Here is a 12,108-nt window from a genome sequence, read left to right as displayed (position 1 = left end):
ATCAACGAGTGCCCACACAGATTGATAGGTCTAAATTTTTAAAGAGCGTTCTTCGTGACTCATCACTGAAGAGGCGGTTATTCTAGCGATATAACTTAAAGTGTCAAACACTTTTACAATTTAGTTTTTATCAGCTTAAACACCTAACCAACTTGACGTACCGCCCTGTTGGTGTTGGCGCATTATAGGGAGTTAACAAAACTTGGCAATAGCAAAAACCATTATTTTTTAACTTTTCAAACCGACAGGTTAAAGAGTAGACAATCTGCCCATTTTATCTTCTTTATTTTAGTGAAAAGGCAAATTTACACTCGCCTTTCTTTCTAATAACCTTTCTAAATTTATTGTGTCATAACCAATTGGCCATTTTTCACTTTTAGATTGACAGCTTTGCCAGGTAATAATTGCCCACTCAAAATACTTTTAGCTAGGGGGTTTTCTACCATTTGTTGAATTGCTCGTTTTAAAGGCCTTGCTCCATAGACAGGATCAAACCCAACTTCCGCGATAAGCTCAAGAGCATTTTTACTTAAATTTAAGTCATAATCTTTTTCTTGCATCCGTTTACGCAAGCGTTCTATTTGAATAGATGCAATCGACGCGATCTGTGCTTTACCTAACGGGTGGAACACTACGCTTTCATCGACGCGATTTAGAAATTCAGGACGAAAGTGCTTACCAACCACATCCATAACTTTCTCTTTCATTTGATCGTAATCGAGATCGTTAGCATTTTCTTGAATATGATGAGATCCTAAATTGGACGTCATAATGATAACAGTATTACGAAAATCTACCGTCCTCCCCTGGCCATCCGTTAATCGTCCGTCGTCGAGTACTTGCAATAAGATATTGAAGATATCCGGATGCGCTTTTTCTACTTCATCTAATAAGATAACGGAATAAGGTTTACGTCTAACGGCCTCGGTTAAATAACCACCTTCTTCATAACCAACATAACCAGGAGGAGCTCCGACAAGTCTCGCAACAGAGTGCTTCTCCATAAATTCTGACATATCAATTCGAACCATGGCTTCTTCACTATCAAACATAAAGTTTGCTAATGTTTTACACAGTTCCGTTTTACCGACACCCGTTGGGCCCAAGAAAATGAATGAACCTATAGGACGATTCGGATCTGATAATCCAGCTCGGCTGCGTCGAATTGCATTGGCAACTACTTCTACCGCTTCTTTTTGACCAATGACTCTTTTATGCAATACTTCTTCCATGCGTAAGAGCTTTTCTTTCTCAGCTTCTAGCATTTTGGATACGGGAATTCCGGTTTGCTTTGATAACACTTCTGCTATTTCTGCATCCGTAACGTTATTGCGTAATAGCGTCATCTCTTGCATTTCAGCTTGCGCCGCAAGATCTAACTGTCGTTCTAATTCAGGAATTCGACCATATTGCAGCTCAGACATCCGATTTAGATCGCCAGCTCGCCGCGCAACATCCATATTCATTCGCGCTTGTTCTAACTCGGTCTTTATATGTTGAGTACCGGATAACGCTGCTTTTTCCGCCTTCCAAATTTCTTCTAACTCAGCATAATCACGCTCTTTCTCGCTCAATTCGTCGTTTAAGATATTGAGTCGTTTCTCACTGGCCTCATCTTGCTCATTAGAAAGCGCCTGTTGCTCTATCTTTAATTGGATAATGCGTCGCTCTAATTTATCCAGTGACTCGGGCTTTGAATCTATCTGTAAACGAATACTCGACGCTGCTTCATCAATCAGGTCAATCGCTTTATCGGGCAATTGGCGATCAGATACATAGCGATGTGAAAGTGTGGCTGCGGCAACAATCGCAGGGTCGGTAATATCAACATGATGGTGAAGCTCGTAACGCTCTTTAAGGCCACGCAAAATAGCAACCGTATCTTCAACCGTTGGCTCATCCACCAACACTTTCTGAAAACGTCTTTCAAGTGCAGGGTCTTTTTCTACATACTGACGATATTCATCTAGCGTAGTGGCACCAACACAGTGAAGTTCTCCACGAGCTAACGCTGGCTTTAACATATTACCGGCATCCATTGAGCCTTCACCTTTACCAGCACCAACCATAGTGTGAAGTTCATCAATGAAGAGAATCACATTCCCCTCTTCTTTGGCCAATTCATTTAGAACAGACTTTAATCTTTCTTCAAATTCACCACGATACTTTGCTCCTGCGACCAATGATCCCATATCGAGTGACAATACTCGTCTTCCGCGTAACCCTTCTGGAACTTCGTTGTTTATAATACGCTGAGCAAGCCCTTCAACGATTGCCGTTTTACCGACACCAGGCTCCCCGATAATAACGGGATTATTCTTGGTACGACGCTGAAGCACTTGAATGGTCCGGCGAATCTCATCATCACGACCAATAACAGGATCGAGTTTGCCCTGCTCTGCTCGTTCTGTCAGATCTACCGTATATTTCTCTAACGCTTGGCGAAGCTCTTCAGCATTTTGATCATTTATTTTTTGTCCACCTCGGATCTGATCTATCGCACTAGAAACCTTTTTCTCATCCAATCCAACCAGTTTGAGCAGTTTTCCTAGTGGGCCTTTATCATCAAGTGCTGCCAGTAGGTAGATTTCCGAAGAGATATACGCATCTTGACGCTTCTGTGCCACCTTATCGCACACGTTGAACAACGAGCCAAGACCACTAGAAAGTTGTACATCACCACCAATACCACTCACTTTCGGAAGACGATCGAGAATTTCACCTAACTTCGATCTCAATTGCATGATATCGATATTGAGTAGTGTAAATAGAGGTCGAATCGGACTGCCATTTTGATCGAGCAACGCAACCATCAAATGTACTGGCTCGATATATTGGTGATCACGCCCAAGCGCTAGAGATTGGGCATCTGAAATTGCTATTTGGAATTTACTTGTAAAACGGTCAAGGCGCATAAGACACTCCTCATCTAATTCTGTTTTTGCTATTAAATTGATAAGCAACTGATAAGAAAATGGATACGAATTAAGCAGTTTTCAAGGGGGAGAAAGGAAAAGAATGAATAATGGTGAATTCAGTAGGAACTATTCAAACCAGATAAATGTAGCTTGACGCCCTGTCACACCATCACGTCGGTATGAATAAAAAGAATCAGAGTCATTGTAAGTGCAAAGATCGCATGACGTCACTTGACCAATACCTGCACGATTTAGCCGTTTCGTTGCCAATTGATAAATATTCGCCAACCATTTACCTTCACCTCGACCAGAAACAAAAGCAGTACTCGCTCCAGCATCAAACTGACAAAATGCTTCAACGACATCTTCGCCCACTTCGAATGCACTCGGGCCAATTGCCGGACCAAGCCAGGCAAAAACGTCATCATTAAAATGGGATAAAGCTTGTTCTAATATTCCGTCGGATAAACCTCGCCAACCAGCATGAACCGCAGCAACCTGAGAACCTTGACTATTACAGAGTAAAACTGGAAGACAATCGGCAGTCATTACACCACAGACAAGGTTTGAACACTTAGTGAACGATCCATCGGCATCCAGTATTTGCGTTGTCGGCTTGGTGAGTTCAACAACATTTGTAGAGTGTGTCTGATTCAGCCACACCGGAGAACTGGGCATAGATAGTTGGTCAACAACCGATTGGCGATTTTGCATGACACGGTTTGGATCGTCTCCAACATGCATACCTAAATTCAGACCTTTATACTCAAGTTGAGATGCCCCGGTTGCACGCATCGTTGCATATGCTTTTACATTTTTTGGGGCATTCCAATTAGGCGTAATCATTAATCAAGCAACTCATCTCGACCATAAAGCACGGTATCTTCACGTAATGCTTCGGTAAGCTCTACCATGTCATCTGGAATTGGAGCATGAAACTCTAACTCTTCACCTGTGATAGGGTGAGCGAAACGTAGCATAGCAGCATGAAGTGCTTGGCGATCGAAATTACGAATCATGTCCGTTAACTCGTCGCAAGCGCCTTTTGGTATCCGTGCACGCCCGCCATATGCGCTATCGCCCAACAAAGGATGTTGAAGATAGGACATATGAACACGAATTTGGTGCGTTCGCCCGGTTTCAAGACGAAGGCGAATCCGAGAATGTTCTCGAAAATGCTCTGCGACACGATAATGAGTAATAGCGGGTTTCCCCATCGGACTCACAGACATCAATGTCCGTTTCGTCGAATGACGACCAATTGGTTTATCAACCAAACCACCAGCTGTCATTTTACCAATCGCAATCGCTTCATATTCACGCGTAATATTGCGTTTTTGTAATTCACGAACCAGCTTAGTTTGAGCGGGTACTGTTTTCGCCACAACCATAAGTCCAGTTGTGTCTTTATCCAAACGATGCACAATTCCAGCTCGAGGAACTTCCGCAATCGGAGGAAAATGAAACAGTAGCGCATTCAACACTGTACAATCTGGTGTACCGGCTCCTGGGTGAACCACGAAATCGCGAGGCTTATTGATGACTAAAATATCGTCATCTTCGTAAACGATATTTAGAAAAATATCTTGAGCTTCCCAACGTTCTTCATCTTCCAATTCCGCTTGGAGCACCACTTCCTCACCGCCAAATACGCGGATTCTTGGTTTGGTGATAACCTTGCCATCGACTTGAACCTTGCCATCGACAAGCCACTCTTTTAATCGAGAACGAGAAAAATCAGGAAATATTTCAGCGATCGCTTGATCCAAACGCTGACCTAGTTGACTATCTTTTATTGTACTTTTTAATTCAATCTGCTGAGCCATATCGAACTTTTTCATAAACCTAGAGACTAAAAGCCTCTAGTAGGGATAAAATGATGGCTTATTCTATCTGTTACTATACAGAAAGTAACGAAACCTTTTTGAAACATTCATTGTCTCTGGACTATTTGAATAATTAGGAAATAACTTCTGACATGAAATATCGCGCAATCACTGGATTAATGACGCTTGCTTTATTAGCTGGCTGTTCAACACAAAAAGTAATGGTCCCCGACATTCCAGCCTCGGATCTTTATGCAGAAGCACAGTTTTCTTTGGAAAAAGGAAGTTGGACTGAAGCCATTAGACAGTTGGAAGCGATCGATTCTCGCTATCCATTTGGTGCGTACTCCCAACAAGTTCAGCTCGATTTAATCTTCGCGTATTACAAATCGGAAGACTGGGCATTAACGTTGGCCGCAATTAATCGTTTTGTGCGCCTCAATCCAACTCACAAAAAAATTGATTGGGTCGTCTATATGCGTGGATTGACTCATATGTCTCAAGATTCGAGCATGATGCATGATCTATTTAACGTAGATCGAAGTGATCGCGACCCTGAACCGGTTAAAGCGGCATTTAATGATTTTAAACAATTACTACAGCGCTACCCTTCTAGCATTTATGCGAAAGATGCTCAGTTAAGAATGTTGGCGTTGAAGAATCGATTAGCGAATTATGACCTAGCTACAGCTGAATATTATTTGCGTAGAGAAGCTTGGATATCGGCCATTAACCGTTGCCAGGAACTACAAAAATCTTATCCAGACACGGTTGCCGCAAGAAAAGCACTTAATATTCAACTTAAAGCTTATGAGCAATTAAAGCTATCCAAAGCGGCTGCGCATACGAAAACGCTAATTGAGTTAAACCCAATTTGATGTTTTAAATGGTAATTCTGACAATACGATTAATTAAAAAAGCGTTCCTAATATCTTGGACGCTTTTTTACTATTTGAGGCAAAATAACTCAGAGTCTATTGATCGAATATGATCAACTGAGGAGAATGCGAGCTAAGAAGGTAGAAAAAATCATATTGCATACAAACCAAGTAGCACAACCTTCAAAAAAAATCGAGTTAACCCCCTAAAAAACAAGTAATTTTTCAGCGAACCTTAATTACCAACTTAACGACTATCGGTGAAAATTCAAGTTATCATCACAAATAAATTTCTACTTTTTGCAAGTGATCACGTTTATCTTGCACGATAATAAATAGCCCAGTAAATGTGATTTAAATCACATTTATTTACTGTTAAATCGGTAATCTGAAGTTAACCCATAAGGGAAGGCAACAGAGGAAAATATGCTATATGAAAATAAATATCACAGGTAAGAACATCGAAGTCACCTCTGCAATCCGAGACCATATAGAAGGTAAGTTAAAAAAACTAGAAAAATGGCAAGTCGACATTATTGGATGCCAAGCAAGTTTTAGTGAAGAGCCCAACAAACAGAAAAAATTTGAAGCAACAATTACCATACCTAAAGGACAATTAAATGCTTCAGCACATCACGAAGATCTTTATGTTGCGATCAATGATGTGGAACAGAAATTAGAACGTCAGCTCAATAAAATTCGACATAAGCCAGAAGCACGTCGTTCTGAAAAAATAGTAGCGATTGATAACGAAGAAGAATGAATACTAAGAATAGCGCCGACCGGCGCTATTCTTTTGTCTGTAATATCCCCTCTTATCTATTTTATTAATTTGTATTTCAGACTAAAATCGTTCGACATATTGTTGCACTATCGGTTGTTTATAAGCCACTATCGGCAATTCCCTCGAATGCTCTTGTTTTACTTACGGAAATTACTATGGCAAGTCAGAAATACTCTTTAGAAAAAATTCGCCTCCGGCTCAACGAACTAGATGATCAACTTCTTAGTTTGCTTTCTGAACGCCGAAAATTGAGTATTGAAGTAGCAAAAAGTAAGGTCGAAACAACAAAGCCAGTTCGAGATGCTGAGCGTGAACAACAATTATTAGTAAAACTCATCCACAACGGTAAAGATGAATACGAACTTGATGCAGAATATATTACTAAGATTTACCACACGATCATTGAAGATTCTGTGCTGCTTCAGCAATCATATTTACAACATCTTGCTAACCCACAGCAAAACCGAAAACCACATGCAAGAGTCGCCTACCTAGGTTCTCAAGGATCCTATTCACACCTAGCAACACGCGAATACTTCAGTCGAAAAAACATTGATCTCATTGAGTTAAATTGTGAGCAATTCAAAGGTGTAACCAAAGAGGTTGAATCTGGCTATGCTGACTTTGGGGTTCTACCTATTGAAAACACAAGCTCAGGGTCAATCAATGAAGTCTATGACCTACTCCAACATACTACGCTGTATATTGTAGGTGAATTAACGCTGCCCATTGAGCACTGTCTAGTCGCAACCAAAGAAATTAATGTTGATGATATAAAGGTTCTCTATTCTCACCCTCAACCCCATCAACAGTGCAGTGAGTTCTTACACCGCCTTGGAGACATTCAACTTGAGTCATGTGTAAGCACCGCTGATGCAATGAAAAAGGTAAAAGAATTAAACCGCGACGATATTGCCGCTATTGGTAATGCATCTAGTGGCAAGCTTTATGGTTTACAACCGATTTTAGGTAACATCGCCAACCAAACTGAAAACCATACTCGCTTTATCGTTGTCGCTCGAAAACCCGTTGAGGTATCCACCCAAATCCCAGCAAAAACCACCTTGATAATGTCGACCGCGCAAACAGCTGGTTCGTTAGTTTCGGCGCTACTAGTACTACAGAGATTTGGTATTAATATTATTAAATTAGAATCGAGACCAATTATTGGAAATCCCTGGGAAGAGATGTTTTACGTTGATCTCGAAGCACATAGAAATTCACCAGAAATGCAAAAAGCGATCACCGAATTAACAGAGATTACTAAGTATCTAAAAGTTCTTGGATGCTACCCAATTTACAATGTAGCTCCTACACAAGTGATGCAAAAGTAAGACGAGATCACCTTTTGAGGAATAGGTATGCTGACAGTATTCAGCACACTGTATACAATAGGTGACTTACTAATATAAATATCAATTTATCCATCAATGTTTGATATTCGCTGTCTTTGATTAAGGCAGTTTCTTTTTCTAGAGAGCTCCTACTGCACGATGAGATATCTGATCTATATTTGTCTATCACTAGTACCTTTCTCTTTTGTATTCGCAAATGAGAAAGCGCTAAACCTTTACTTTTGGGAAGATACACTATCACCAGATATCATCGCTAATTGGGAGGCCCTAAGTGACACTAAGATTTCACTCTCACATTTTGACAATGATGATGAACGCAATTTATTGATGCTCAATAGTATTGAGCTGCCTTTTGATATTGTTTTACTTGATAACGTTTCTGCACAAATATTTTCACGACAAGACGCTTTTGAAGACCTATCAACATTAAGCAACCGGAAATACAATGAGTCTCGCTGGAATGAAGCCTGCGGCAACAATGCAATTCCGTACTTTTGGGGAACTGTCGGCATCCTTTACCGTAAAGATCTTGTAAGCCCAGCACCACAAACGTGGAGCGATTTGATTCAGCCCAAAGAAAAACACCGTGGACACATAGGTTTGATAGAAGACAGTGTAGAAACCTTGCTGCCAGCATTAAAAACACTGGGATACTCCCCTAATACAGACAATATTGACCAGCTAAAAGCGTCTTATCACCTAATGACTGAATTTAACAAAGATGTGTTAACCTACGAATACGCCCTTAGTTATGTAAGAAGCCATCAAGATAGTAGCGCATTACACATGGCATTAGCCTACAGTGGTGACCAATTCTCCTTAAATCGTTTTTTTCACTCCGATCAATGGGACTTTGTTACTCCCGAAGGTTCACCATTTATATGGGTTGATTGTATTGCGATAAACAGCAATTCGAAACAAAAGGAGCAAGCCAAAGCATTTCTTAATTATCTGATGTCTCCTCATGTAGCCGCAGAAAATGCACTGTATATCGGTAGTTCTCCGGCGAATAAGGCTGCTCTGGAATTTCTTCCGGATAGCTTTAAAAATAATCCCAGTTTTTTTCTGGATAAAACTCGTTTAAGCAACGCAACTCTTGACCAAGAACTTACTCCTGAAAACCTAAGTATTCGGGCCAAAATCACCAATAATTTGTTTAATCAGTATGAAGCTCAACCGTAGAATTTTATTACTTATCGCACCCGTTATTCTCTTCAGTGCGGCGGCATCAAGTTACATTATTTATGAGATCCAAAAAGATGCGCTGTTCAAGAGAACCGATAGCTATTTACAACTCAATATGGAAAAGTTGGCAGGACATTATCGTCAGACCAATTCTATTCTGAGCGGCTACACCTATACCTTGACTAAAAGCGATATAATTCAACGCTACTTTTCCCATGAAAGCAATCCAATTCGTGAACTAGAGCTGATTGATAACCTGCAGCAAACAATTAGCAGTTTTCAACCCAAAGATGATCAGTTTATTGCTCTCTCGATTTTAGATGCTCAAAAAAAACCGATGTACTACACAGAGCACAGTGACGATCCGTTCGCTACGATGGATCCCCTCGTTCTGCATCACTTCAGTGAAGTCTATGACACAACAAACCAAAATAGTTTTGTTGGTTACAGTGAAAATAAAGACGCAGAAGGCATCTTACTGCGTTACGAAGCCCTTGATATTAAAACGCTAAAGCCACCGCTGAGTTACAAAAAGAGCGAGATTATTTTCGTTGTTGTCTACTCAAAGCTAGAGCGATTTAATCAACAGCGTAAAGAATTAGAGAACAGCAATAAAAGCTCGATATATTTCTCTACTAAGCCTACTGAGAAAGTCGGGTTACACCAAAGCGTTGAATTGCAGTCAAATTTCTATGCGAACCTCGACCCTGCGCCATACATTCTGCAAAATAAATTACACGACATTCAAAAGCAGCTCATTATTGCATTTAGTTTTTCGGCTTTATTAACCGTATTGCTGCTTGTTATCTCTTTGTATAAGCATGTCATCCAACCAATTTCACGGCTCGATAACCAACTGAAAGAAGTGGAAAGTAATAAACGCAAAAATATAGAAATTCTTGACTCTAAAGATGAAATTGGCCGACTTTCTGCTCGTTTCTACGCCATGTATAGCGAATTGGAAGATGCTTATCATCGGACAAAAATTCTAGCAGAACGGGATCATCTAACCAAACTTGCCAATCGACATCAGTTTCAACGACACACTGAAGCCGTTTTGACTCAAGAACATATCCACGTTTGGGTCTTATATATTGATATGGATAACTTCAAATACATCAATGATAAATATGGGCATCAAATTGGCGACTCGTTACTTATAAGTTTCGCAAACCATATTCATGATCTTTGTTCTGAATTTAACGCATCTCATCATACGTTTGGGTTAGCGTCGCGCTTATCCGGAGATGAATTTGCCATCTTGCTTCATACGCCATTCCACCAGCCGGATTGTGCCGATGAATTTGCCTTAAAATTGCTAAGTTCTATTCAACATCGTATAACATCACCGCAAGGGAGTTACCCCATAACAGCAAGTATCGGCATCGCAACCTACCCACAAGATGGTGATAATATCGAGAAGTTACTCTCAAACGCTGATACTGCAATGTATCAAGCTAAACGTGCAGGTAAAAACCAAATCGCACATTACTCAGTAGAGCTAGATACTGTGGTTCAACGACGAGGAAGTATTGAGCGAGCGTTACGTGCAAGCAACTTTGACGAAGAATTTAGCCTTGTGTATCAACCATACTTTACCTGTAAAAATTGTTGGTTTGCGGGATTTGAAGTATTACTGCGTTGGGAATCTAAATCCCTCGGATATATCTCTCCAGAAGAGTTCATTCCGATTGCAGAGCAAACAGGGTTATTCGGAACCATTGATCGTTGGGTAGTGAAAAAAACATTCGAACAGTTCAGCGAAGTACAATCATTATTTAGCAAACCACAGAAGCTAGCAGTTAATTTATCGTCGGCTGAATTAAACTCAACGCAGCTTTCTGAATATATTGCACGACATACCGAAACCTACGATGTTGACCCAGCAATGATTGAATTTGAAATCACTGAAACTTTTGCGTCAGAATCACAAAGTTTTCCACTGTTACATGAACTATCCAATCTTGGTTTTGATCTCACCATTGATGATTTTGGTTCTGGCTATACTTCGATTTCTCAATTGGTGCAGTATCCAGTACAGAAAATTAAGCTCGATAGGCTTTTTCTGGATACTTTAATTGCCAGTAAAAAACAGCAGGTTATAAAACCACTTATCGATTTATGTCATTCACAAAATATGAAAGTGACTGCTGAGGGGATTGAAAGTGAGGAGATGAATAAGCTGTTAATTGATTATAATTGTGACTATCTCCAAGGCTTCTACTTCGGCCGCCCGATGACACTCGAAGAGCTTCCTAAATGGATTCAAACAATTAAGGTAATTGCTAACGATGAAGCAAGTAATCATAACGTCGCGTAATCCCGCTAAAATATCGGCAGTTAGTAACGCATTTACAACATGCTTTCCCAATGAAGAGTTTCAGTTTATTGGTATCAAGGTCGCAAGTGACGTTCGAGATCAACCAATGAGCGATGAAGAGACTCGCCAAGGTGCTGTAAATCGTATCGAAAACGCTAAGCAACAATACCCTGACAATCATTACTATGTCGGCATAGAGGCGGGTATTGAAGGAAACGCAACCTTTGCCTGGATGATCATTGACAGTAGCAGCCAACGCGGTGAATCACGTTCAGCAAATTTAATGTTACCTCCTGTTGTGCTTTCAAAATTAAATGACGACAACGAACTGGGAGAGGTAATGGATGAGGTATTTAATACTTCAAATATAAAACAGAAAGGAGGGGCGATTGGTTTGCTCACTCATCAACTCTTGACTCGAAGTTCTGTGTACGAGCAAGCGCTCATTTTGGCGTTAATCCCTTTTCAGAATCCAGAGCTATATTAACTTTTTTGGGTACTATTGAATAATTCCCCTATTTGGGCCTTTTGCGACTCTTCAAGGCCTTTAAGTTCGTTTGAACCTCGAGTAATGGTCGCGATACCCACACCTAACATTTGACTGATTTGACGCTGCGACATATCGCCGCGCAGCAGTTCAACTATAATATTGGCACGTGAAACCAATGCATCGCGCTCATCAGAAGTCAGCAAGATGGTTAGTAGCTGTTCTTCTTGACCATTTTTCACGGCCTCTCTAACCAATTCAATAAATGCAGACCAGTCTTCGAAACTAGGGGTTGATGTCATACTTGTACTCGCTAGGTGATACACACCTCTATTTTAGAGATAAGTATCCGTAA

General features: G+C 40.5%; 10 protein-coding genes. 6 read left to right on the top strand and 4 right to left on the bottom strand.

What is annotated here, in order from left to right; all coding sequences use genetic code 11:
• Nucleotides 1–341: 341 nt before the first annotated feature.
• From clpB to rluD, 3 genes are all read right to left on the bottom strand, one after another.
• Complete coding sequence (clpB, locus tag ACXJY6_RS15015) at nucleotides 342–2,915, bottom strand: ATP-dependent chaperone ClpB (protein WP_456051982.1); 2,574 nt, start codon at nucleotides 2,913–2,915, stop codon at nucleotides 342–344.
• Nucleotides 2,916–3,044: 129 nt separating this feature from the next.
• A complete protein-coding gene (gene pgeF, locus ACXJY6_RS15010) occupies nucleotides 3,045–3,764 on the bottom strand; it encodes a peptidoglycan editing factor PgeF (protein WP_458768817.1) in 720 nt (239 codons plus the stop codon).
• Nucleotides 3,764–4,744, bottom strand: coding sequence for a 23S rRNA pseudouridine(1911/1915/1917) synthase RluD (gene rluD, locus ACXJY6_RS15005; protein ID WP_456051984.1), 981 nt, complete (start codon nucleotides 4,742–4,744; stop codon nucleotides 3,764–3,766). The genes pgeF and rluD overlap by 1 nt, the downstream gene beginning before the upstream one ends.
• Nucleotides 4,745–4,896: 152 nt before the next feature.
• Here rluD and bamD point away from each other — a divergent pair, with 152 nt between their 5' ends.
• The 6 genes from bamD (at nucleotide 4,897) to yjjX (ending at nucleotide 11,753) form a co-directional block, all read left to right on the top strand.
• A complete protein-coding gene (gene bamD, locus ACXJY6_RS15000; protein ID WP_456051985.1) occupies nucleotides 4,897–5,622 on the top strand; it encodes an outer membrane protein assembly factor BamD in 726 nt (241 codons plus the stop codon).
• 433 nt (nucleotides 5,623–6,055) lie between these two features.
• Nucleotides 6,056–6,385 (top strand): ribosome hibernation-promoting factor, HPF/YfiA family, encoded by a 330-nt coding sequence (gene hpf, locus ACXJY6_RS14995; RefSeq protein ID WP_456051986.1) that lies wholly within the window; start codon nucleotides 6,056–6,058, stop codon nucleotides 6,383–6,385.
• A gap of 176 nt (nucleotides 6,386–6,561) precedes the next feature.
• On the top strand, nucleotides 6,562–7,740 hold the full coding sequence (gene pheA / locus ACXJY6_RS14990; RefSeq protein WP_458768816.1) for a prephenate dehydratase: 1,179 nt from the start codon (nucleotides 6,562–6,564) through the stop codon (nucleotides 7,738–7,740).
• Between the two features lie 159 nt (nucleotides 7,741–7,899).
• Nucleotides 7,900–8,943: a polyamine ABC transporter substrate-binding protein gene (locus tag ACXJY6_RS14985; RefSeq protein ID WP_458768815.1), complete on the top strand. Its 1,044-nt coding sequence runs from the start codon at nucleotides 7,900–7,902 to the stop codon at nucleotides 8,941–8,943.
• On the top strand, nucleotides 8,927–11,266 hold the full coding sequence (locus ACXJY6_RS14980) for a putative bifunctional diguanylate cyclase/phosphodiesterase (protein WP_458768814.1): 2,340 nt from the start codon (nucleotides 8,927–8,929) through the stop codon (nucleotides 11,264–11,266). Before ACXJY6_RS14985 ends, ACXJY6_RS14980 begins: the two co-directional genes overlap by 17 nt.
• Nucleotides 11,238–11,753, top strand: a complete 516-nt coding sequence (gene yjjX / locus ACXJY6_RS14975; RefSeq protein ID WP_458768813.1) for an inosine/xanthosine triphosphatase — start codon at nucleotides 11,238–11,240, stop codon at nucleotides 11,751–11,753. Before ACXJY6_RS14980 ends, yjjX begins: the two co-directional genes overlap by 29 nt.
• On the opposite strand, the gene trpR is transcribed toward yjjX, so the two are convergent.
• A complete protein-coding gene (gene trpR, locus ACXJY6_RS14970; protein ID WP_456051991.1) occupies nucleotides 11,750–12,055 on the bottom strand; it encodes a trp operon repressor in 306 nt (101 codons plus the stop codon). The genes yjjX and trpR overlap by 4 nt on opposite strands.
• Nucleotides 12,056–12,108 lie beyond the last annotated feature (53 nt).

The sequence above is a fragment of the Vibrio phycocola genome (genome assembly GCF_054404255.1).
This window is presented reverse-complemented; position numbering and strand designations above follow the sequence as displayed.

Bases quoted from the DNA above. Each gene is read 5' to 3' on its own strand.
- clpB (WP_456051982.1), bottom strand. From the start codon at position 2,915: ATGCGCCTTGACCGTTTTACAAGTAAATTCCAAATAGCAATTTCAGAT.
- pgeF (WP_458768817.1), bottom strand. From the start codon at position 3,764: ATGATTACGCCTAATTGGAATGCCCCAAAAAATGTAAAAGCATATGCA.
- rluD (WP_456051984.1), bottom strand. From the start codon at position 4,744: ATGGCTCAGCAGATTGAATTAAAAAGTACAATAAAAGATAGTCAACTA.
- bamD (WP_456051985.1), top strand. From the start codon at position 4,897: ATGAAATATCGCGCAATCACTGGATTAATGACGCTTGCTTTATTAGCT.
- hpf (WP_456051986.1), top strand. From the start codon at position 6,056: ATGAAAATAAATATCACAGGTAAGAACATCGAAGTCACCTCTGCAATC.
- pheA (WP_458768816.1), top strand. From the start codon at position 6,562: ATGGCAAGTCAGAAATACTCTTTAGAAAAAATTCGCCTCCGGCTCAAC.
- ACXJY6_RS14985 (WP_458768815.1), top strand. From the start codon at position 7,900: ATGAGATATCTGATCTATATTTGTCTATCACTAGTACCTTTCTCTTTT.
- ACXJY6_RS14980 (WP_458768814.1), top strand. From the start codon at position 8,927: ATGAAGCTCAACCGTAGAATTTTATTACTTATCGCACCCGTTATTCTC.
- yjjX (WP_458768813.1), top strand. From the start codon at position 11,238: ATGAAGCAAGTAATCATAACGTCGCGTAATCCCGCTAAAATATCGGCA.
- trpR (WP_456051991.1), bottom strand. From the start codon at position 12,055: ATGACATCAACCCCTAGTTTCGAAGACTGGTCTGCATTTATTGAATTG.